The sequence below is a fragment of the Vibrio sp. TRT 17S01 genome (assembly GCF_050113695.1).
Taxonomy (GTDB): domain Bacteria; phylum Pseudomonadota; class Gammaproteobacteria; order Enterobacterales; family Vibrionaceae; genus Vibrio.
In genome coordinates this window covers 26,705-48,058 of record NZ_JBNJOG010000011.1, presented here as the reverse complement: position 1 = coordinate 48,058, position 21,354 = coordinate 26,705, and the positions used below count along the sequence as shown (strand labels likewise).

Genomic DNA, 21,354 nt, shown 5'->3' with positions numbered 1-21,354 from the left:
TTAGTCCGCACCTCTTAATTTTTAATAGGCTGCGGAAAAGGCAGCATATTAAAAATATCGGATACCTTTTTGCCTTTATGCTGAACTTTTCCCAGTCTCAATGTAACTGGAGAAATACCATGCGTCATTCTGTATATTTAACACTTGCCACTATGCTGGTTAAAGCCGACTTACGTCGTGAAGAGAGAGAATGGAAACGAAAAGTACGCCGCAGTGCACATGATTTGCCTTGGCACAACGCGCACCTATTACGTGACATCGGGTTAGAACAAGATGGTCGTACAATTGGACACTCTGAACCTGATGCTGTGAAAGCGGAACGTCGTATTCGTCACCTTCGTCGAGTGTTAAGTGCGCGAATAATAACGTAATCAAAAGGGCTAGTGATGCGTCGCTAGCCCTTCACTATTTATGGGCAAGGGTTGGAGTATGTGGTTCCAATTTCTTGTATGCCAGTCAATAACTCATCACTTAGTGCCACATCAATACTTTCTATGTTCATTTTGAGCTGCTCAAGGTTCGTCGCTCCAATAATATTTGCAGCAACAAATGGTCGTTGGTTGACGAAAGCCAATGCCATTTGAACAGGATCTATCCCGTGTTCTCGTGCCAATTGAACATAAGCTTCTGTTGCTTTTATTCCTTGTGGTGTGAAGTAGCGAGCAAAGCGTTCCCACCTCGTACAGCGTGCCCCTTCAGGTTTTGCACCGTGAAGATATTTTCCGCTTAAGCAACCGAAGGCGAGGGGAGAGTAGGCAAGAAGCTGAACGCCTTCGTAGTGGCTGATTTCAGATAAACCGACTTCAAAACTTCGGTTAAGTAGATTGTAGGGATTTTGAATCGAAACGATCCGAGGTAACTCATGCTTCTCTGCTAATCGAAGTAACGTCATGACTCCCCAAGGGGTTTCGTTTGAAACACCAATGTAACGAATCTTTCCCGCTCTGACTAACTCAGCGAGAGCTTCAAGTGTTTCGATCAGCGTGACTTCTTCCTGTGTACTTGGATAAGAGTAGTTAAGTTGACCAAAACAGTTGGTTTCCCTTTGTGGCCAGTGTAACTGATAGAGATCGATATAGTCAGTCTTTAGACGTTTTAAGCTGTCATCGAGCGCTAGGTGAATATTGCGTCGATCTAAGCTCATATTGTCGCGAATGTAAGGAAGGTTACGTGGCCCTGCGACTTTTGTTGCAAGTACTACTTTTTCTCGCTTACCCGATTTTTCAAGCCAGCGGCCAAGATAGCTTTCCGTTGCTCCTTGAGTTTTTGCTTTTGGAGGCACTGGATACATTTCGGCAGTATCAATGAAGTTCACGCCGTGATCGACGGCGTAATCGAGCTGATTAAAGGCGTCTTGTTGATCGTTTTGTTCACCATAAGTCATCGTTCCTAGGCAGATCTTGCTGACTTCAAGGCTGGAATGCGGCAATTTAGTGTATTGCATTGAGTTTCCTTCTCTGACGTTTTAATGATCTCACTATATGTGATGTCAGTATCATAGAAAAGAACCCGTTATTTCGGCTTCTCGCAAATTATCCTTGTTTAACTACACTTTTGTGATGGAGGTAAGTTATGCAAAAGACTCAATTAAATAAATGGATTCATGGTCATCATAAGGACTCTTATCAACCACCGAAAGTTTTTATCATTGGTTGTTCAGATCTGCAGCAGTATTTGGTTGCGGTGGAGTACAAGCACAAGTTGGAGCCAGTAAAAGTTGATGATGAACCTTTGCATTTTGACTCATTGGAGTTAGTGAAAGAAGAATTGATCAAGCTGGGAGTGGAAAAAGCTTACTTACGTTTACACAATACCTATGATGAATTTGGTAACCAAGAGCTCGATGGCTACAGCGATGAAGAGATCCCTTTGATAACCCATTAGACAAAGTACTTTTCGAGAATGTGAGCGGTAAATTGTGTTCTCAAATAAAAGCCGCGGGGCAAGGTTTTTATAGGCTTACCGCTAGCACCGTACGCCTCTGTTTTGACTCTACTGTTTGCCGCTTTTGGCCTTAATTGTAGTACTTCGCCATGACGAGCGCAGATCTGCTCTACTTTGCCTAAAACGATCAATTCCATTAGTTCTTCCCAGTCATTTTTTAACTGCCGTTCTTCGTCTTCATTGGGGGACCAAATAAGCGGAGAGCCGACATGACGCTGGCTGAGTGGGATTTCGCGCTCTCCTTCGACAGGAATCCAAAGTACGCGTGAAAGTTTATTGCGTACATGGCTCTGTTCCCAGGTTAAACCATGAACCCCAATTAATGGAGCGACACACACAAATGTGGTTTCTAGCGGTTTACCTGTGTAGCTAATCGGTATGGTTTTCAGTTCAATTCCGAGCTGTTCGAAATCTTGTTGTGGTTTGCTGCCTGCAGTTGCACCAAGATGCCATTCCAGCAGTTGACCGACCCAACCTTTATCGCGCTTTAGATCCGGTGGAACTGTCATGCCAGCTTCACTTGCTAACTCTGCAAAGTTCATTCCTGCAATTTCTTGTGCTCGTGCTAGCAGTTCTTGTTCTGATTGAGGTTCTGGTTTCATGATTCTAAAGCGATAAAAGTAAAAACATATTGTAACTGAGAACGGGAATTTTCGAGAAGTTTGTTTTGTGATCATTTTGATTAAAAGATCATCTCTCCAATGGTTATCCACAGTCTCTGGATTTTAAACCATAAAAAATTACTATCTGGATCTATTTACAGTAGTTTAAAGGTTTAAATTTTAGTGGTGTATCGTTCAGTTAACTAAAATATCTCCTTTGAGTGTGGATAAATTGAGACTTGATGGATCTTTGACCGATCTGAGATGACGGTTATAAACAACCATAAATACAGCATTGTTATTTGATGTTTCTTGGTTTTATCTTGTTGTTTTGTAGTGGTATTTTGTTTTATTGGTATGTTTTTTTTTCAGTTGTGGTAATGGTGTTGGTGATGAAATGATCACTATAAAACGGATTCTTCACATAGTTATACACAGAAAAGGTGAATAAATGTGGCCTAGGTCTCAACTGTGTGTTGATAATATCGTGATTGGGTGAAAGTTATCCAAAATACTCAGGAATCACCCATAAATACTGCTTTAATCACATTAGTAAGTTTGCTCCGATTGGGGATATGTGGAAAAATCACGGTAATTGAAGATATTAATAGAGGTTGGCCAGTGATAGATGGCGATGGTTACCGCTTAAATGTGGGAATTGTAATTTGTAACAACCATGGTCAGGTCTTCTGGGCAAAACGATACGGACAACACTCATGGCAGTTTCCTCAAGGGGGAATTGATGATGGGGAAACCCCTGAACAGGCCATGTTTAGGGAGTTATATGAAGAGGTGGGACTGACGAAAAAAGACGTCAAGATCATCGCGACCAGCCGGCATTGGTTACGCTATAAGTTACCTAAGCGTTTGGTCCGGTGGGATTCCAAACCTGTTTGTATCGGCCAAAAACAGAAATGGTTTCTCCTTCGCTTAGATTGTGATGAGTCTAGAATAAACATGCAGCGTGGGAGTTCCCCTGAATTCGATGGCTGGCGTTGGGTCAGCTACTGGTACCCAGTAAGACAAGTGGTTTCTTTTAAACGCGATGTTTATCGTCGAGCGATGAAAGAGTTTGCCTCAATGGCAATGCCCTTTAAAGAACGCAGAACAAAAGGTAAACGTAAACACCGAAGAGGATAGACATGCTTTCTCAACTAAGGGAGATAGTTGAACAGGTTTCCAAAGTCGAAGAGGTACATTTGGCGCTGGAAATTTTAGTTAAGCAAACGTGCAGTGCGATGAACACGGAGTGCTGCACCGTCTATTTTGCTAACGAAGAAATGCATCGTCTTGAGCTTATGGCAACGCAAGGCCTTCGGTTCAAAGGTGATAAAATTTGCATTGGCTTTAATGAAGGTTTGGTCGGCTTAGTAAAAAGGACGGCAGAACCACTCAACTTAGCTGAAGCGTCCAAACATCCTCATTACAAATATTTCTCTGAGCTTGGTGAAGAGGTTTACCAAAGCTTTCTCGCCACGCCAATCATCTACCGAAAACAAGTCTTAGGCGTTTTAGTTGTTCAGCAAAAAGAGCCCCGTCAATTTGACGAGATGGAAGAGTCATTCCTAGTGACGCTTGCAGCGCAGCTCGCGGTGATCATTGCTCATGCCCAAACACAAGGCTTATGGCGATTAGAGAAGAAACAACAGGCCATTAAAGGTATTCCTGCTTCTCCTGGGGTCGCTATCGGGGAATTTTGGTGGGATGACACGCAACCCGATCTTTCGCAAGTTTCGCCGGCATCAACCTTAAACGTCGAACAAGAACAAGAATGGTTGCTTCTTGCGATCGAAGAAGCATTGAATGATTTTCGCCGGATGCGTAAAAAGCTCGACAGTGAGATCAATAAAGATGCGCTGGCGATTTTCGATCTCTTTACCCACCTACTCAACGATCCAATGCTGCGCAAAGATCTGAAAGCGCAGATCCAAAAAGGCGATCGCGCTGATTGGGCCCTACGTCAGGTAGTCGAGGCGTATTCAAACCGTTTCGCCCGAATGTCTGATGTTTATCTACGAGAAAGAGCGCAAGATATTCGAGAGCTTGGGCAGCGATTACTTTTTTTCCTCCACAACACCGAAAAAGAGCAACAGGTTTTTGAGCGCCCGGTGATCATGGTAGTGCGTGAGTTAACTGCCTCGTTGCTGGCATCAGTACCTAAAGAGATGTTGCTTGCTGTTATTTCACTGGAGGGGGCGGCCAATTCACATGCGGCAATTTTATCGAGGGCGTTAGGTATTCCTGCGATCATGGGCGTTAACCTCAACTTGAAAGGGATTAACGGCCGGACTGGGGTTGTGGATGGTTATTCCGGTAAAATTCTGGTTTCACCAAATAAACAATTACTGAAAGAGTATCGGGCTCTGGCTAACGAAGAGCGAGAGCTTGCTCGGTTGGTTAACCGCCGCATTGAAAAGCCTGCGTGCACCAAAGATGGTGAACGAATTGAAGTGTTGCTTAATGCTGGTTTGAGCGCTGATACCAACATTGCCATTAATGAAGGTGTTGATGGAGTCGGGTTGTACCGCACCGAGATCTCTTTCTTACTTCAACATCGTTTTCCTTCAGAAGAAGAGCAAACACAACAGTATCAGGCGGTACTGCGTGCCTATCCTAACAAACGTGTTGTTATGCGGACGTTAGATGTTGGAGGTGATAAAGCGCTGCCGTACCTACCGATTGAAGAGGACAATCCTTTCCTTGGCTGGCGAGGTATTCGTTTTACTCTCGATCATCCTGATATTTTTTTGATGCAGCTTCGAGCCATGCTTAGGGCGAGCGCAGAACATAATAACTTGAGCATTTTGTTGCCAATGGTGTCTGCAACTCAAGAACTCGACGATGCCATCATGTTGATCCATCAAGCTTATCAAGAAGTGGTAGCGTTGGATGAACGTATTGTCATGCCCCCGATAGGAGTCATGATTGAAGTCCCTTCTATGCTTTATTTATTGCCGCTGATCTCAAAGAAAATTGACTTTGTATCGGTAGGTACCAATGACTTAACTCAATACTTGCTCGCTGTTGATCGCAATAATTCTCGGGTTTCTGATGTGTATGAGTCATTGCATCCTTCTGTGATCATGGCGTTGGCTCATATTCATCAAAGCTGTCAGCAATTGGATTTGCCTGTATGTATCTGTGGTGAGTTAGCTGGTGATCCTATTGGTGCTTTATTGCTAATTGGCCTTGGTTATCGCAGTTTGAGTATGAATACATCGAATGTCGCCAAGGTTAAATACCTTTTACGTCACACTGAAGCAGAAGAGCTGAAGCAGTTAGCTTATGAAGCATTAAAGCAGCCGTATGGCCAAAATATCTATGCTATGATGCAGGCATTTCTTGAAGATAAGGGCTTTGCGGGCTTCATTCGCGCAGGTAAGAAATAGGTTTTTAGGTGACGATAGGGTTATTAGCGCTGTTATTGTTGTTAGGGGCTGTCGTAGGGGTATTGGCTGGTCTGCTTGGCATTGGCGGTGGCTTGATTGTGGTACCTGCGTTGCTTTTCTTATTACCAAAATCAGGTATTGAGCCTGACATTACCATGCATATTGCTTTGGCTACCTCTCTCGCAACCATCATTGCAACCTCGGGTTCTTCTGCTCTCAACCATCTAAAATTGGGCAATGTCGATATGTTTGTCATCAAGTGGTTGATGCCCGGCGTGCTAGTCGGGGCATTTGTGGGAGCGAATCTGGCTGAACTGATCCCTGGGCAATATTTACCTAAGGTCTTTGCTGTGATTGTGCTGTTTCTTGCAATGCAAATGCTGTTAACTATTCGCTCGGAAACTCAACGAAGCCTACCGGGGATCTGGAAGACATTACTCAGTGGCACTGGGATCGGTGTTATTTCCAGCTTAGCTGGTATTGGTGGTGGCTCACTCTCTGTACCTTATCTTAATCGCCATGGCGTTGAAATGCGCCGCGCTGTTGGTTCTTCCTCTGTTTGTGGATTGGTCATTGCTATTTCGGGGATGCTGGGCTTTATCCTTCATGGATATCAGGTTGAAAATTTACCGCCTTACAGCCTTGGATATGTTTATCTTCCCGCACTGATTGCTATCGCTTCGACATCAATATTAACCACGAAAGTCGGTGCAAAATTGGCGACGACAATGCCGACAAAACAATTAAAGAAAATTTTTGCTGTATTTTTGCTGTTTGTAGCTGGAACTATGCTGCTATAAAGCACTCTCACCTAATTAATCGACACTATAAAGAGTATTACGTATGTCTCAAGGATACCTTGAATTTCCCAATATAGACCCAGTACTGTTCTCCATCGGGCCAGTGTCTGTACGCTGGTATGGTCTGATGTATTTGGTTGGTTTTGTTTTCGCATTGTGGTTGGCAAACCGACGTGCTGATAAGCCTGGCAGTGGTTGGACCCGTGAGCAGGTATCGGACTTACTTTTCGCTGGATTCCTTGGGGTGGTCATTGGTGGCCGTGTTGGTTACGTCCTTTTTTATAACTTTAACCTGTTTCTTGCCGACCCTTTGTACCTATTCAAAGTGTGGACGGGTGGAATGTCATTCCACGGTGGTTTACTTGGTGTGATCACGGCAATGTTCTGGTATGCCTATAAGAATGGTCGAACTTTCTTTGGTGTGGCTGACTTTATCGCGCCATTAGTTCCGTTTGGTCTTGGTATGGGACGCTTAGGTAACTTTATGAACAGTGAGCTATGGGGACGTGTCACTGACGTGCCTTGGGCGTTTGTATTCCCAAATGGTGGACCTTTGCCACGTCATCCATCTCAGTTATACGAAATGCTTTTAGAAGGTATTGTACTGTTCTTTATTCTTAACTGGTTTATCAAAAAGCCTCGTCCATTGGGTTCGGTCTCTGGGTTATTCCTAGCAGGATATGGTACATTCCGTTTCTTGGTTGAGTATGTTCGTGAACCGGATGCGCATTTGGGATTGTTCGGTGGATTTATTTCTATGGGACAAATTCTATCGCTGCCGATGGTGATCATTGGCATCTTAATGATGATTTGGGCATACAAACGCGGCCACTATTCAGATTCAGAAACCAAGCAAGCAGCTAAGTAAGGAATTGGTGTGAAACAGTATCTCGAACTCTGTCAGCGAATCGTTGACCAAGGTGTATGGGTAGAAAATGAACGTACAGGCAAGCGTTGCCTGACCGTAGTCAATGCGGATTTAACCTATGATGTTGGTAACAATCAGTTCCCGCTAGTGACCACACGTAAGAGTTTTTGGAAAGCCGCAGTTGCTGAGCTACTGGGTTACATTCGGGGTTATGACAACGCTGAAGATTTCCGTAAGCTTGGGACCAAAACGTGGGATGCGAATGCGAACTTAAACGACGCTTGGTTGAATAACCCATATCGTAAGGGTGAAGACGATATGGGGCGTGTTTATGGTGTTCAGGGTCGTGCTTGGGCTAAGCCTGATGGTGGTCATATCGACCAGTTGCGTAAAATTGTTGATGACTTAACTCGTGGTGTAGATGACCGTGGTGAGATTCTTAATTTCTACAACCCCGGTGAGTTCCATATGGGATGCTTGCGTCCTTGTATGTACAGCCATCATTTCTCTTTGCTAGGTGATACCCTGTACTTAAATAGTACCCAGCGTTCGTGTGATGTGCCGCTTGGTCTGAACTTCAATATGGTTCAGGTTTATGTATTCTTGGCAATTATGGCGCAAATTACCGGTAAGAAAGCGGGAATGGCCTATCACAAAATCGTCAATGCCCACATCTATGAAGATCAGCTTGAGTTGATGCGAGATGTACAGCTTAAACGTGAGCCGTTGTCACCTGCAACGTTCCATATCAACCCTAAAATTACCTCATTAGAAGATCTAGAAACTTGGGTCACGCTTGATGACTTCTGGGTAGAAGGGTATGAATGTCACGAAGCGATTAAGTATCCATTCTCGGTTTAATCTAACAATAAGAACAAAACGAAAAGCTGCCTAGTGCAGCTTTTTTTATCTTTGTCATTAATCATTGAATCTTAACCGGGATAAACAGAATAAAAAAAGGGCTTACGATGTAAGCCCTTGCTGTCATCGATGGATTTACGACTAAACGGTTAGCGCTAGAATCGTACCTGGCATAACCAAGAACACAGCAACGAGATAACCAGCAACAACTGCTTTATTCTTGATTGCCAGCTCAGAAATCAATTCAGAGCCTTTCACTGGAATCTCACGTAGGAACGGAATACCAAAGATAAATACGGTGGCTAGAATATTAAAGACTAAGTGAACCAAGGCAATTTGTAGTGCAAATACTGCAAACTCACCAGAAACTGCGGTAGCTGCTAACAGGGCAGTAATACACGTGCCGATGTTTGCGCCCAAAGTGAATGGGTAGATGTCACGCACTTTCAGTACACCCGAACCTACAAGTGGTACCATCAAGCTAGTCGTTGTTGATGAAGACTGAACCAAAACCGTTACGATAGAGCCTGATGCGATGCCATGGATTGGACCACGTCCGATAGCGTTTTTCAGGATTTCACGAGCTCGGCCAACCATAAGGCTCTTCATTAGCTTACCCATCACAGTGATTGCAACAAAAATAGTCGCGATACCTAGTAGGATAAGCAATACACCGCCGATGGTGTCGCCAAACGTTGCTAGTGGCTCTTTGATCGCACTTACAACTGGCTTAGTGATAGGTTTAATGAAGTTAAACCCTTTAATGCTCATATCACCAGTTGCGAGTAGTGGAGAAACCAACCAGTGTGAAGCTTTTTCAAGGATGCCAAACATCATCTCTAACGGTAGGAAGATAACTACAGCTAATAGATTGAAGAAGTCGTGGATTGTGGCACTGGCAAAAGCACGCTTAAACTCTTCTTTGCAGCGCACGTGACCCAGAGAAACGAGCGTGTTGGTTACGGTGGTACCAATATTGGCACCCATTACCATCGGAATTGCGGTTTCTACAGGTAGGCCACCAGCAACCAGACCGACGATAATTGATGTAACAGTACTAGAAGACTGAATAAGAGCCGTTGCGACGAGACCGATCATTAGGCCCGCAACTGGGTGAGCGGCGAACTCAAATAATACTTTAGCTTGATCGCCTGTCGCCCATTTAAACCCACTGCCTACCATAGATACTGCTAGAAGCAGCAAATACAACATGAATGCCAAGTTAGCCCAGCGCAGCCAACGTGTCGTGCTCGACACTGGAGCTGCTGTAGTAGTAGCTTGGTTCATCATAATTTTCTCCGTTGACCGTTTTCTTACTGTATTGGTCTGTAGTTGAAACTGAGGCCGATATTAGGGAGGAAATATTTCAGTAATATTACAGAGCGCTGTCATAAAGTAGATTTTATTGATAGGGCGCACTTTTAGCTGTAATTAGGTTTTTACATAACGTGTAATATATTGAATTTGTTGGAATTATTGGTGTGTGCTTTGGTTCTCAATTTGAGCTTGTAAATTGTTTAAAACCTCTGATTATTACTGAAGCTTGATGACGTTACTGTCATATTCGATGTTTAAATTTCGAAAAAAATAGTGAAATTTTACGAATAATTCGGTTATATCGAATGTAGTGATTAAAGGAAAGGCTGAAACAAGGTAAGTATCATGTCTCATTTAAATTATAACCATCTCTATTATTTTTGGATGGTGTGTAAGCAAGGCTCTGTAACGAAGGCTGCCGATGCTTTGTTCCTCACTCCTCAAACGGTAACAGGTCAGATTAAAGCGCTGGAAGAGCGTATGGATGGCAAGTTAACCAAGCGAAATGGGCGCAGTGTAGAACCAACAGAGCTTGGCCAATTGGTCTTTAAATATGCAGACCGAATGTTTGGCTTGAGTTATGAGATGTTGGATATCGTGAATTACAGCCAGCGTTCTAACTTGTTGTTTGATGTCGGTGTGGCTGATGCCTTATCAAAAAGGTTGGTTAGTAAAATACTAATGACAACCGTTCCTGAAGATAACAGTATTCATTTACGTTGTTTTGAATCAACCCACGAAATGCTTCTTGAGCAACTTGCTCAACATAAACTGGATATGATCCTATCCGACTGTCCTGTGGACTCCAGTCAAAGTCCGGGCCTCTACAGTAAAAAACTCGGAGAGTGCAATATGAGTTTTTTCTGTACGGGGAGTGTCGAAGATGTAACTTTTCCTAACGTGCTTGAACAGAGGAAACTGCTGATCCCTGGCAGTCGCACTGCTATGGGACGTAAAGTATTAGAGTGGTTTGATCGCCAAGGCCTACAAGCGAATATTTTAGGAGAGTTTGACGACGTCGCTTTAATGAAAGCCTTTGCTCGTTATCACCACGATGCAATTTTTCTCGCCCCCTCATTATATATGACAGAAGTTGAGAGTGATTTACCCCTACAGTTAATCGGTCATATTGATGAGATAAAAGAAGAGTACTATGTCATTTTTGCTGAGCGAATGATCCAACATCCTGCCGTGAAAAATGTTTGTGATGCTAATTTTTCAAAATTGTTTAAGTGATAACTTTTCTTATGGTTTAGAAATGATTACTATCGGAAAGAATATGTTTCAATTTATAAAATAACTATTGGACTATTCGTTTTAGCTTGCAAGTTGTAGAAGTTAGGTTATCCCGGGGGTATTTGCCGATGGACCTACAAGAAATGGAAAAAAACTCAGCCAAAGCAGTGGTGCTGTTAAAGGCGATGGCAAATGAAAGACGATTGCAGATTTTATGTTTACTGCATAATGATGAGTTGTCGGTAGGTGAGTTGTGTAGCAAATTGGAATTAAGCCAATCTGCACTTTCACAACATTTGGCTTGGTTGCGCCGCGACGGACTAGTTATCACGCGTAAGGAAGCGCAAACGGTGTATTACACGCTAAGCAGTAATGAAGTAAAAGAGATGATAAAACTGCTTCATAGCATGTACTGCAGCGAGATGTAATCATAAAAAAGGCTTTCACAATGAAAGCCTTTATTTAATTCGATATAAAAAAACCGGCATTAGCCGGTTTTTTCTTCACTGAGTTATCAATACTCTATTAAAGAGCTTTGATAGCAGCAGCGAAACGAGACTTATGACGAGCTGCTTTATTCTTGTGAATAAGGCCTTTAGTTGCCATACGGTCTAGGATTGGTGTAACTGTAGCAAATGCTTCAGTTGCAGCAGCTTTGTCGCCTGCTTCGATAGCAGCAACAGTTTTCTTCATGTAAGTGCGCATCATTGAACGACGGCTAGCGTTGTGCTGACGACGTTTCTCAGCTTGGATAGCGCGCTTCTTAGCAGATTTACTATTTGCCAAGGGTCTAACTCCCAAAAACTTTAAGTTCGGTGACATTTTAAGGGCGAGGAATATCCCTCATTTACGCTTTAATGTCAAATGATTTGTGCAAAAACCCGTCGAAACCAAACAAATTTTGGATAACAAAGGCCTTCACGGTTAAGATGGCGGGGATTCTATCAGTATTTTTTTTTCATTGCTAATACTAATCTGCTCTCTTCCTGACATTCTTGCATTAGAGTGAGGGCAATTTTATCTATTAGACTGCATTCGAGGTTTTTGTGAGTAAACGTCTACTCAAGTCGGGCATGATCGTCAGTGCGATGACTTTAGTTTCCCGTGTTCTAGGGTTGGTCCGTGATGTGGTGGTTGCGAACCTCATGGGGGCAGGTGCTAGTGCCGATGTCTTCTTCTTTGCCAATAAGATCCCTAACTTCCTTCGCCGTTTATTTGCAGAAGGTGCATTTTCTCAAGCCTTTGTTCCTGTTTTGACGGAGTATCATGCTGCTGGTGACATGAATAAGACGCGAGAGCTGATCGCCAAGGCGGCAGGTACCCTTGGGGTGATTGTCTCCATTGTTACCATTATTGGTGTATTAGGTTCCGGAGCGGTAACAGCACTTTTTGGGGCGGGTTGGTTTATTGATTGGCTTAATGATGGACCAGCAGCACCTAAATTTGAGCTGGCGAGCTTCATGCTTAAAATTACCTTCCCTTATTTGTGGTTCATTACCTTTGTTGCGCTGTCTGGGGCAATTTTAAATACGCTGGGTAAGTTTGCTGTATCTTCATTTACCCCTGTATTTTTGAATGTGATGATCATCTTATCTGCTTGGTTTATTGCGCCTCAATTACCACAACCGGAGGTAGGGCTTGCAATCGGGGTGTTTCTTGGTGGTTTAGTTCAGTTCTTCTTCCAAATTCCTTTTCTTATTAAAGCCGGCGTGATGGTGAAGCCGAAATGGGGCTGGCGTGATCCGGGTGTGGTTAAAATTCGCACCTTGATGATCCCGGCGTTATTTGGTGTCTCTGTTAGTCAAATCAACCTGTTGTTTGATACGTTTATTGCCAGTTTTCTGCAAACGGGTTCAATCAGTTGGCTCTATTACTCTGACCGTTTATTAGAGTTTCCATTAGGATTATTTGGCATTGCAATTGCGACCGTTATTTTGCCTGCTTTGTCACGTAAGCACGTCGACGCCCATGGTGAAGGCTTTGCTCACACTATGGACTGGGGCGTTCGTATGGTGACCTTGTTGGGTATTCCTGCGATGTTAGGGTTAATGGTGTTGGCTAAACCCATGCTCATGGTACTTTTTATGCGTGGTGAGTTTTCTCCACAAGATGTGCATCAAGCGTCCTTATCGTTGATGGCTTACGCATCTGGTTTGCTGAATTTTATGCTGATTAAAGTTTTGGCTCCGGGTTACTACTCTCGACAAGATACTAAAACCCCAGTGAAATATGGCATCATCGCGATGGTCTCAAACATGGTATTTAATGCGATTTTTGCGTACTTTTACGGTTACATTGGCTTGGCGATGGCTACGGCATTATCTGCATTAGTTAATATGGTTCTCTTGTACCGTGGCTTACATCGCGCTGGAGTTTATAAACTGAGCCGCAAGACCGTTTTCTTTATTGGTAAGTTGGTATTAGCAGGAAGTGCGATGGTTGCGGGGTTAATGTGGCTGCTTGAAGACATGAGTGTTTGGCTGACTTGGAGCTTTATCCAGAGAGCATCAACCTTAGCTGGTTTGATTGCGGTGGGTGGCGTCGTGTATTTGCTGGTTCTTGGCATTTTAGGTGTGCGACTAAAAGATCTAAAAGCAGCGACAGAGTAGCTCTGATTAGTATATAATCCGTCGGTTTCGCAGCGCGTAAAATTACCTGAGGAAAAATCCGCAACCAATGCAACTTATCCGAGGCATCCATAATATTAAGCCACAACATAAAGGGTGTGTGCTGACAATCGGGAATTTTGATGGTGTCCACCTTGGCCATCAAGAAGTTCTTTGCCAAGTTTCTGTTCAGGCAGAAAAACTAGGCTTACCATCTGTAGTGATGACGTTTGAACCACAGCCGATGGAATTGTTTGCCAAAGATAAAGCGCCAGCGAGATTGACGCGGTTACGTGATAAGTACGTTCAACTGGGTAAGTTGGGCTTAGATCGCCTGCTGTGTGTCAATTTTAATCAGTACTTTGCCAGCTTAAGTGCTGACACATTTATTCGTGACTTGTTGGTCAAGCGTTTGGATGTTAAGTTTCTGGTCGTTGGTGATGACTTCTGCTTTGGTCGAGGTCGACAAGGTAACTTCGACATGCTTTTAAAAGCAGGCCAAGAGCATGGTTTTGAGGTGGTCAGTACGCAAAGTTTCTGTATGCAAAAACAGCGAGTAAGCAGTACTGCGATTCGTGAGGCATTAGCCAAAGATAACTTAACTGCTGCGGCTGAAATGTTAGGGCGTGACTACAGTATTAGTGGCCGTGTAGCTCATGGCCGCAAACTGGGTCGAACAATCGGCTTCCCTACCGCCAATATTCCTTTAAAACGTTGCGTTTCACCGGTATCTGGTGTCTACGTCGTTCAAGCTCTGGGCTTGGGAAATAAACCTATTGGTGGTGTCGCGAATATTGGAAATAGACCCACTGTAAATGGTGTCCGCCAACAACTTGAAGTACATTTATTCGACTTTCATGCCAATTTATATGGCAAGCAATTAGAAATTGTACTTTTACATAAGCTGCGAGATGAGCATAAATTTGACTCTTTTGACGCTTTAAAACAACAAATTGAATTGGATGCTGAGGCAGCAAGGGTGTGGCTGCGTCAGCTTGAAGACCAAGCGGTTTAGTTCGCTGCTTGGCATAATGTCTAACTGTCACCCAACACAACGGAATTAAGAATCGATGAGTGAGTATAAAGATACCCTGAACCTTCCTGAAACAGGGTTTCCGATGCGTGGCAATCTGGCGAATCGTGAGCCAGAAATGCTTAAGCGTTGGTATAAAGAAGACCTTTACGGTGAGATCCGTAAAGCGAAGAAAGGCAAAAAATCTTTCGTTCTACATGATGGCCCTCCATATGCGAATGGTGACATTCACATTGGCCACGCACTAAATAAGATTCTTAAAGACATTATTATTAAATCCAAAACACTTTCTGGTTTTGATGCACCGTACATTCCTGGTTGGGACTGTCACGGTCTACCAATTGAACTAATGGTAGAAAAGAAAAAAGGCAAACCAGGCCAAAAAATCTCTGCGGCTGAGTTCCGTGAAGAGTGTCGTAAGTACGCGGCAGGTCAGGTTGAAGGTCAAAAAGAGAGCTTCAAACGCCTAGGTATCATGGGTGAGTGGGACAAACCTTACCGCACGATGGATTTTGCAACTGAAGCAAACATCATCCGTGCCCTGGGTAAGATTGCTGATAACGGCCACTTGCTTAAAGGTTTTAAACCTGTTCACTGGTGTACCGACTGTGGTTCAGCGCTTGCTGAGGCAGAAGTTGAGTACAAAGATAAAGTATCTCCTTCGATTGATGTTCGCTTTAAAGCAGCAGATGCAGCGGCACTTATCTCTAAATTTGACCTAAATGAAGGTCACGAAGGTGAAGGTGACGTCTCTATCGTGATCTGGACAACGACACCGTGGACACTGCCAGCTAACCGCGCAGTATGTCTACGTGATGATCTAGAGTACGTACTTATCCAAGTAGAAGGCGAAACTAAAGAGCGTATCATTGTTGCGTCTGAACTAGCTAAAGATGTGATGGATCGTGCAGGTATCGAGCATTTCCATAATCTTGGTTTTGCGAAAGGTGCGGATCTTGAACTTACTCAGTTCCAACATCCGTTCTACGACTTCACTGTACCTGCGATCCTTGGTGATCATGTAACGACTGATTCTGGTACGGGTGTGGTTCATACTGCTCCTGGCCACGGTCAAGAAGACTTTGCGGTAGGTAACAAGTACAACCTAGAAGTCGCGAACCCAGTAGGTTCAAATGGAGTTTACCTACCAGATACAGAACTATTTGCTGGTCAGCACGTATTTAAAGCGAACGATGCAGTTGTTGAAACGCTGAAAGAGAAAGGCGCACTTCTACATCATCACGCTTACGAGCACAGCTACCCACACTGTTGGCGCCATAAGACTCCAATCATCTTCCGTGCAACACCACAGTGGTTCGTATCTATGGATCAAGCTGGCCTACGCGCAAAAGCGCTAGAGTCAATCAAAGGTGTTGAGTGGATGCCTGAGTGGGGTCAAAGCCGCATCGAAGGTATGATTGAAGGTCGTCCTGAGTGGTGTATCTCTCGTCAACGTACTTGGGGTGTGCCAATTGCTCTGTTCGTTCACAAAGAAACAGCAGAACTTCATCCAAACACACTAGAGCTTATCGAGAAGGTTGCTCAGTTGGTGGAAGGAAAAGGCATTCAAGCTTGGTGGGATCTAGAAATCTCTGACCTACTGGGTGAAGAAGCGGACAAGTACGAAAAAGTACTCGATACATTAGACGTATGGTTCGATTCTGGTGTCACACACTACTCAGTAGTTGACGCTCGTGAAGAGTACAACGGCAACAGCGCTGACCTATACCTAGAAGGTTCAGACCAACACCGTGGCTGGTTCCAATCTTCACTGATCTCATCTATCGCGATGAAGGACGAAGCACCATACAAGCAAGTGCTAACTCACGGCTTCGTAGTGGATGGTCACGGCCGCAAGATGTCGAAATCTATCGGTAACGTAGTTGCACCAAAAGATGTAACCAACAAACTAGGTGCAGATATCCTGCGTCTATGGGTAGCATCTACCGACTACACAGGTGAAGTTGCGGTTTCTGACGAAATCTTAAAACGCTCTGCGGACGCATACCGTCGTATCCGTAACACAGCGCGTTTCTTCCTAGCAAACCTAAGCGGCTTTAACCCAACTACTGACATCGTTCCAGCAGAGGAAATGGTTGCGCTAGACCGTTGGGCAGTAGGCCGCGCACTAGCTGCTCAAGAAGAGATTGTAAAAGCATACGGTGAGTACAACACGCACGCGGTAACTCAGCGTCTAATGCAGTTCTGTTCAATTGAAATGGGCTCGTTCTACCTAGACGTAATTAAAGACCGTCAGTACACAGCGAAACGTGGCGGCCACGCTCAACGTAGCTGTCAGACTGCGCTTTACTACATCGTAGAAGCGCTAGTTCGTTGGATGGCACCTATCATGTCATTCACTGCAGATGAAATCTGGAATGAGATGCCGGGCGAGCGTGAGAAGTTTGTCTTCACTGGTGAATGGTTCGATGGTCTATTCGGTCTTGCCAAAGGCGAAGAGCTAAACAACGAGTTCTGGTCTGACGTTCAAGCGGTTCGTGGTAGCGTGAACAAGCTGCTGGAAGACGCTCGTAAAGACAAGACTATAGGTGGCTCTTTGCAAGCAGAAGTGACGCTATACGCAGATGACGCACTAGCAGCGAAGCTAGGCAAGCTTGAAGATGAACTGCGTTTTGCGCTACTAACTTCAGCGGCAGTTGTTAAGCCTCTAGGTGAGAAGTCTGACGCTGCACAAGCGACTGATGTAGAAGGTCTGTTTGTTGAAGTGAAAGCGACCGAAAACGAGAAGTGTGACCGTTGCTGGCACCACACGCCGGACGTAGGCACCATCGCGGGTCATGAGAAGATCTGTGGTCGCTGTGTATCGAACGTAGATGGTGAAGGTGAAAAGCGTCAGTACGCTTAATACATTGAACTTTATTTAGCTTTTATAGCCCCAGTAATTACTGGGGCTATTTTTAGGAATCCTATGAGCGAACAAGCACTCACAATTAAACAATCAGGTGTGCGCTGGCTATGGTTAGCGTTGGTGATTTTCCTTGCTGATATCGGCATTAAGCTTTTTGTTATGGACAACATGGGTTATGGCTGGGCGAATCGTATTGAGGTTCTACCATTCTTCAATCTGCTTTATGTCCATAACTACGGAGCTGCTTTTAGCTTTTTGAGTGATCAGGCAGGTTGGCAGCGTTGGTTCTTTACCGGGATTGCATTTGTCGTCACCGGTATGTTGACCTACTGGATGAGTAAGTTACCAGCGAAAGAGAAATGGAATAACATCGCCTATGCGTTGATCATCGGTGGTGCTGTTGGCAATGTGTTTGATCGCGTTGTGCATGGCTTTGTGGTTGATTACCTTGATTTCTTCTGGGGAGATTATCATTGGCCTGCATTTAATCTAGCAGATACCGCCATTTGCATTGGCGCTGCAATGATCATCTTAGATAGCTTTCGTAAAAAAGAAGACGTAAAAGCATAGGTTGTGAAAAACCTCGAATAACCCTAAGCGCTGTCTGTTGATTCAGACAGCGCTTTCTAATATAAGAACAGTTAAAAATTAAAGATCACTTCAAGGAAGCCGTAACGTGACAATTATTAGCCAACACTCTGCAGTAACGCTGCATTTTACTATAAAAATGAAAGACGGATCCGTAGCCGACAGTACGCATAATATGGGTAAGCCAGCTAAGTTAATTATTGGTGACGGTAGCTTGAGTGATAATTTTGAACAATGTTTACTAGGGCTGGCTGTAGGCGAGCATAAGTCGATTGAGTTGAATGCCGCTGATGCGTTCGGTATGCCAAATCCTGACAATATTCATCATATGGATCGCACCAAATTTGTCGGTGATGCAGAAGTGGAAGTTGGTACCATTATGGCTTTTAGTGGTCCTGATGGTGTTGAGATCCCTGGCATCATTACTGAGATTGCAGGAGATTCAGTGACGGTCGACTTCAACCATCCATTAGCTGGGCAAGATGTGACTTTTGAAGTTGAGATTTTGTCAGTAGAATAAGCGCCCAAAGAAGATAATGACTCCATGAGCAATGCAATGAAAATCCTATTAGCTAACCCTCGAGGCTTTTGTGCTGGTGTTGATCGTGCGATCAGCATTGTTGAGCGTGCACTTGAGATGTATCAGCCACCTATCTATGTTCGCCATGAAGTCGTGCACAACCGCTTTGTGGTTGAAGGTCTAAAACAGCGTGGTGCGATCTTTGTCGAAGAGTTGCATGAAGTGCCCGATGATAACATCGTGATCTTTTCTGCACATGGTGTCTCTCAAGCAGTACGTAAAGAAGCCAAAGAGCGTGATCTGACGGTGTTTGATGCCACTTGCCCACTGGTGACTAAAGTTCATATGGAAGTGGCACGTGCCAGCCGTAAGAGCATGGAAGTTGTGCTGATCGGCCATGCTGGCCACCCAGAAGTAGAAGGAACGATGGGCCAGTACGCAAGTACTGAAGGTGGTATGTATTTGGTTGAAACTCCTGCAGATGTTGAGCAGTTAAAAGCCAAAGTGAAAGATCCGAGCAATTTGCACTATGTAAGCCAAACGACTCTTTCTGTGGATGAAACTGCGGATGTGATTGCAGAGCTTCGCCGTGCTTTCCCTGACATCCAAGGACCACGTAAAGATGACATCTGTTATGCCACTCAAAACCGCCAAGATGCGGTACGAGAACTGGCTCAAAGTGTGGATGTGGTTGTAGTTGTTGGTTCTAAGAACTCGTCTAACTCAACCCGTTTGAAAGAACTGGCTGAAAAGTTAGGCACGCCTGGTTACTTGACTGATTGCCCTGAAGACATCAAACCAGAATGGTTTGAAGGGAAAGTAAAAGTTGGAGTCACCGCTGGTGCATCAGCACCTGAAGAGCTTGTTAATCAGATCTTAAATCGCATTCAAGAGTTGGGTGCAGAAACGGTTGAAGAAGTACTAGGTCGAGAAGAGAACATGTTCTTCGAAGTACCAAAAGAACTTCAAATCAAGCAAGTAGACTGATGCTGATTGATATGAAAGTTAGGTTGCTCTCATTTTTATATCAATGAAAAGAAAAGGGTTCCAAGCGGAACCCTTTTTAATGCAAGTAAAGTGGTCAATGGATTAAGCAGTTTCTGTTACGGTTGATGTTTTTTCTTCATCCGGTAGCTCGGTTTCCCCTTTGCCTTTTGAAGTTTTAATCACGTAAGTGGCCACCGCTAGGGCAAATACGATACCGCTGATGGTTGAAATCTGCATTGGTAGGCCGAAACCTAATGTGCTGTTGTTAAGAATGAAGGTCACACATACGGTAGTCATGAACACTGCTGGTACTGTGGTGATCCAGTGCAGTTTATTGTGACGCAGTAGATAAGCCGAGGCAGTCCACAGCATCATTACAGCTGTTGATTGGTTAGCAAAGCCGAAGTAACGCCAGATGATACCGAAATCAACTTGAGTCAAGATGCCACCAAGAATGAACAGTGGTACTGCCATCATTAGGCGATTACGTAGTGCTTTTTGATCTACATTGAAGTATTCAGCAAGAATCAAGCGGCTAGAGCGGAATGCTGTGTCTCCAGAGGTAATTGGCAGAATCACCACACCTAGGAAAGCAATCACACCACCGAATACACCTAGTAAGCCAAATGATGCGCTGTATACTACGTTACCTGGGCCACCATTCTTCACTGCTTCTGATAGTGCATCTAGGTTGCCGAAGAAAGAGAGCGCGACTGCACACCAAATTAGGGCGATCACACCTTCACCAATCATTGCTCCGTAAAAGACGAAGCGGCCATTTTTCTCATTTTCCATACAGCGTGCCATTAAAGGAGACTGCGTAGCATGGAAGCCAGAGATTGCGCCACAAGCAATCGTGATAAATAGAGCAGGCCACAACGGCATATCATTTGGGTTTAGGTTAGTGAACATGTCACTGACTTGGAAATCTCCCATCACGGTATGTTCGCTTGAGAAAGCGACAGCAGTGATTAGACCAACTGACATGAAAATAAGTAGTGCGCCAAACAGTGGGTAGAAACGGCCGATGATCTTATCGACAGGTACAATTGTAGCGATGATGTAGTAAGCAAAAATTACTACCACCATTGAAGTCATAGTAACGGAGAAGCCGGTTTGGTCGTTGATCAGGTTAGTGATCATGCCCGCTGGTGCAGATACGAATACAACACCAACCAATAGCAGAAGGATAATGGCAAAAATGTTCATGAAATGTTTTGCGCCATTACCCAAGTAGCGGCCTGTAATGGTTGGCACCGAAGCACCGCCGTTACGCACAGACAACATGCCAGAGAAATAATCATGGACGGCACCTGCAAAGATACAACCCATCACAATCCAAAGCATTGCAGCTGGACCATACAGCGCGCCCATTATCGGACCAAAGATTGGACCAACACCCGCAATGTTCAGTAACTGAACAAGGTAAACTTTCTTGGTCGACATAGGAACATAGTCAACACCATCCGTTTTGGTGTGGGCTGGTGTTTGGCGTTTCTCATTAATACCAAAAATTTTTTCGACGAAGGCGCCGTAAATAAAGTATCCGCCAATCAGGGCTGCGACACAGGTTAAAAACCACAACATAGCAACTATCCTTAAATGAATTTTATAAGCTCACGTTGAATACTAAGAGACCCAGAGGCAACAAACATCCAGTTTTATGGCGAGTGGTCGTATGGGGGCGTTAGTGGCAAATAACTCAATTAAGTGGTTTTTACTGATTGCCGGTGG

Annotated in this window: 20 protein-coding genes; 15 read left to right on the top strand and 5 right to left on the bottom strand. The window is 44.2% G+C overall.

Annotated elements, in window-relative coordinates; genetic code table 11:
* Positions 1-119: 119 nt before the first annotated feature.
* Positions 120-371 carry a DUF1127 domain-containing protein gene (locus ACQEXS_RS16300; protein WP_427011455.1) on the top strand — a complete coding sequence of 84 codons (252 nt, stop codon included), beginning with the start codon at positions 120-122 and terminating at the stop codon, positions 369-371.
* A 38-nt stretch (positions 372-409) separates the two neighbouring features.
* Here the strand turns inward: ACQEXS_RS16300 and ACQEXS_RS16295 are convergent, their stop codons facing one another.
* Entirely contained in the window at positions 410-1,444 is a 1,035-nt protein-coding gene (locus ACQEXS_RS16295; RefSeq protein WP_427014528.1) for an NADP(H)-dependent aldo-keto reductase, read from the bottom strand.
* A 128-nt stretch (positions 1,445-1,572) separates the two neighbouring features.
* Between ACQEXS_RS16295 and ACQEXS_RS16290 the strand changes: the two genes are divergently transcribed.
* Complete coding sequence (locus ACQEXS_RS16290) at positions 1,573-1,884, top strand: DUF6482 family protein (protein WP_367988242.1); 312 nt, start codon at positions 1,573-1,575, stop codon at positions 1,882-1,884.
* Here ACQEXS_RS16290 and mutH read toward each other — a convergent pair.
* The gene (mutH, locus tag ACQEXS_RS16285) at positions 1,881-2,546 is read right to left on the bottom strand and encodes a DNA mismatch repair endonuclease MutH (protein WP_427014527.1); all 666 of its coding nucleotides are present in this window, start codon (positions 2,544-2,546) and stop codon (positions 1,881-1,883) included. The genes ACQEXS_RS16290 and mutH overlap by 4 nt on opposite strands.
* 621 nt (positions 2,547-3,167) lie before the next feature.
* On the opposite strand from mutH, the gene rppH reads away from it, so the two are divergent.
* The 5 genes from rppH to ACQEXS_RS16260 are packed head-to-tail and all read left to right on the top strand — an operon-like array spanning position 3,168 to position 8,464.
* On the top strand, positions 3,168-3,686 hold the full coding sequence (rppH, locus tag ACQEXS_RS16280; protein WP_367988244.1) for an RNA pyrophosphohydrolase: 519 nt from the start codon (positions 3,168-3,170) through the stop codon (positions 3,684-3,686).
* 2 nt (positions 3,687-3,688) lie between these two features.
* Positions 3,689-5,935, top strand: coding sequence for a phosphoenolpyruvate--protein phosphotransferase (gene ptsP / locus ACQEXS_RS16275; protein WP_427011458.1), 2,247 nt, complete (start codon positions 3,689-3,691; stop codon positions 5,933-5,935).
* An 8-nt stretch (positions 5,936-5,943) separates the two neighbouring features.
* On the top strand, positions 5,944-6,735 hold the full coding sequence (locus ACQEXS_RS16270; protein ID WP_427014526.1) for a sulfite exporter TauE/SafE family protein: 792 nt from the start codon (positions 5,944-5,946) through the stop codon (positions 6,733-6,735).
* A gap of 43 nt (positions 6,736-6,778) precedes the next feature.
* Positions 6,779-7,603, top strand: a complete 825-nt coding sequence (lgt, locus tag ACQEXS_RS16265; RefSeq protein WP_427014525.1) for a prolipoprotein diacylglyceryl transferase — start codon at positions 6,779-6,781, stop codon at positions 7,601-7,603.
* 9 nt (positions 7,604-7,612) lie between these two features.
* Positions 7,613-8,464 carry a thymidylate synthase gene (locus ACQEXS_RS16260; RefSeq protein ID WP_367988248.1) on the top strand — a complete coding sequence of 284 codons (852 nt, stop codon included), beginning with the start codon at positions 7,613-7,615 and terminating at the stop codon, positions 8,462-8,464.
* Between the two features lie 141 nt (positions 8,465-8,605).
* Here ACQEXS_RS16260 and ACQEXS_RS16255 read toward each other — a convergent pair whose 3' ends face one another.
* Complete coding sequence (locus ACQEXS_RS16255) at positions 8,606-9,751, bottom strand: Na/Pi symporter (protein ID WP_374144813.1); 1,146 nt, start codon at positions 9,749-9,751, stop codon at positions 8,606-8,608.
* A 375-nt stretch (positions 9,752-10,126) separates the two neighbouring features.
* On the opposite strand from ACQEXS_RS16255, the gene nhaR reads away from it, so the two are divergent.
* The gene (gene nhaR, locus ACQEXS_RS16250; protein WP_367988250.1) at positions 10,127-11,017 is read left to right on the top strand and encodes a transcriptional activator NhaR; all 891 of its coding nucleotides are present in this window, start codon (positions 10,127-10,129) and stop codon (positions 11,015-11,017) included.
* 128 nt (positions 11,018-11,145) lie between these two features.
* Positions 11,146-11,445: an ArsR/SmtB family transcription factor gene (locus ACQEXS_RS16245; protein WP_367988251.1), complete on the top strand. Its 300-nt coding sequence runs from the start codon at positions 11,146-11,148 to the stop codon at positions 11,443-11,445.
* Between the two features lie 97 nt (positions 11,446-11,542).
* Here ACQEXS_RS16245 and rpsT read toward each other — a convergent pair whose 3' ends face one another.
* Positions 11,543-11,803, bottom strand: a complete 261-nt coding sequence (rpsT, locus tag ACQEXS_RS16240; RefSeq protein WP_004410238.1) for a 30S ribosomal protein S20 — start codon at positions 11,801-11,803, stop codon at positions 11,543-11,545.
* A gap of 260 nt (positions 11,804-12,063) precedes the next feature.
* On the opposite strand from rpsT, the gene murJ reads away from it, so the two are divergent.
* The 6 genes from murJ (at position 12,064) to ispH (ending at position 19,620) form a co-directional block, all read left to right on the top strand.
* On the top strand, positions 12,064-13,626 hold the full coding sequence (gene murJ / locus ACQEXS_RS16235; protein ID WP_427014524.1) for a murein biosynthesis integral membrane protein MurJ: 1,563 nt from the start codon (positions 12,064-12,066) through the stop codon (positions 13,624-13,626).
* A gap of 67 nt (positions 13,627-13,693) precedes the next feature.
* The gene (ribF, locus tag ACQEXS_RS16230) at positions 13,694-14,638 is read left to right on the top strand and encodes a bifunctional riboflavin kinase/FAD synthetase (protein WP_427014523.1); all 945 of its coding nucleotides are present in this window, start codon (positions 13,694-13,696) and stop codon (positions 14,636-14,638) included.
* Between the two features lie 55 nt (positions 14,639-14,693).
* Positions 14,694-17,522, top strand: coding sequence for an isoleucine--tRNA ligase (ileS, locus tag ACQEXS_RS16225; RefSeq protein WP_427014522.1), 2,829 nt, complete (start codon positions 14,694-14,696; stop codon positions 17,520-17,522).
* Between the two features lie 63 nt (positions 17,523-17,585).
* The gene (lspA, locus tag ACQEXS_RS16220) at positions 17,586-18,095 is read left to right on the top strand and encodes a signal peptidase II (protein WP_367988255.1); all 510 of its coding nucleotides are present in this window, start codon (positions 17,586-17,588) and stop codon (positions 18,093-18,095) included.
* A 106-nt stretch (positions 18,096-18,201) separates the two neighbouring features.
* On the top strand, positions 18,202-18,633 hold the full coding sequence (gene fkpB / locus ACQEXS_RS16215; RefSeq protein WP_427014521.1) for an FKBP-type peptidyl-prolyl cis-trans isomerase: 432 nt from the start codon (positions 18,202-18,204) through the stop codon (positions 18,631-18,633).
* Between the two features lie 24 nt (positions 18,634-18,657).
* The gene (ispH, locus tag ACQEXS_RS16210) at positions 18,658-19,620 is read left to right on the top strand and encodes a 4-hydroxy-3-methylbut-2-enyl diphosphate reductase (RefSeq protein ID WP_367988257.1); all 963 of its coding nucleotides are present in this window, start codon (positions 18,658-18,660) and stop codon (positions 19,618-19,620) included.
* Positions 19,621-19,722: 102 nt separating this feature from the next.
* Here the strand turns inward: ispH and ACQEXS_RS16205 are convergent, their stop codons facing one another.
* A complete protein-coding gene (locus ACQEXS_RS16205; RefSeq protein WP_427014520.1) occupies positions 19,723-21,207 on the bottom strand; it encodes a carbon starvation CstA family protein in 1,485 nt (494 codons plus the stop codon).
* Positions 21,208-21,354 lie beyond the last annotated feature (147 nt).

What these genes read in the sequence shown, in the direction of transcription:
- nhaR (WP_367988250.1), top strand. Translation starts at nt 10,127, where the DNA reads ATGTCTCATTTAAATTATAACCATCTCTATTATTTTTGGATGGTGTGT.
- lspA (WP_367988255.1), top strand. Translation starts at nt 17,586, where the DNA reads ATGAGCGAACAAGCACTCACAATTAAACAATCAGGTGTGCGCTGGCTA.
- ACQEXS_RS16245 (WP_367988251.1), top strand. Translation starts at nt 11,146, where the DNA reads ATGGACCTACAAGAAATGGAAAAAAACTCAGCCAAAGCAGTGGTGCTG.
- ptsP (WP_427011458.1), top strand. Translation starts at nt 3,689, where the DNA reads ATGCTTTCTCAACTAAGGGAGATAGTTGAACAGGTTTCCAAAGTCGAA.
- ileS (WP_427014522.1), top strand. Translation starts at nt 14,694, where the DNA reads ATGAGTGAGTATAAAGATACCCTGAACCTTCCTGAAACAGGGTTTCCG.
- ACQEXS_RS16295 (WP_427014528.1), bottom strand. Translation starts at nt 1,444, where the DNA reads ATGCAATACACTAAATTGCCGCATTCCAGCCTTGAAGTCAGCAAGATC.
- ispH (WP_367988257.1), top strand. Translation starts at nt 18,658, where the DNA reads ATGAGCAATGCAATGAAAATCCTATTAGCTAACCCTCGAGGCTTTTGT.
- ACQEXS_RS16205 (WP_427014520.1), bottom strand. Translation starts at nt 21,207, where the DNA reads ATGTTGTGGTTTTTAACCTGTGTCGCAGCCCTGATTGGCGGATACTTT.
- ACQEXS_RS16300 (WP_427011455.1), top strand. Translation starts at nt 120, where the DNA reads ATGCGTCATTCTGTATATTTAACACTTGCCACTATGCTGGTTAAAGCC.
- lgt (WP_427014525.1), top strand. Translation starts at nt 6,779, where the DNA reads ATGTCTCAAGGATACCTTGAATTTCCCAATATAGACCCAGTACTGTTC.
- ribF (WP_427014523.1), top strand. Translation starts at nt 13,694, where the DNA reads ATGCAACTTATCCGAGGCATCCATAATATTAAGCCACAACATAAAGGG.
- ACQEXS_RS16255 (WP_374144813.1), bottom strand. Translation starts at nt 9,751, where the DNA reads ATGAACCAAGCTACTACTACAGCAGCTCCAGTGTCGAGCACGACACGT.
- mutH (WP_427014527.1), bottom strand. Translation starts at nt 2,546, where the DNA reads ATGAAACCAGAACCTCAATCAGAACAAGAACTGCTAGCACGAGCACAA.
- ACQEXS_RS16290 (WP_367988242.1), top strand. Translation starts at nt 1,573, where the DNA reads ATGCAAAAGACTCAATTAAATAAATGGATTCATGGTCATCATAAGGAC.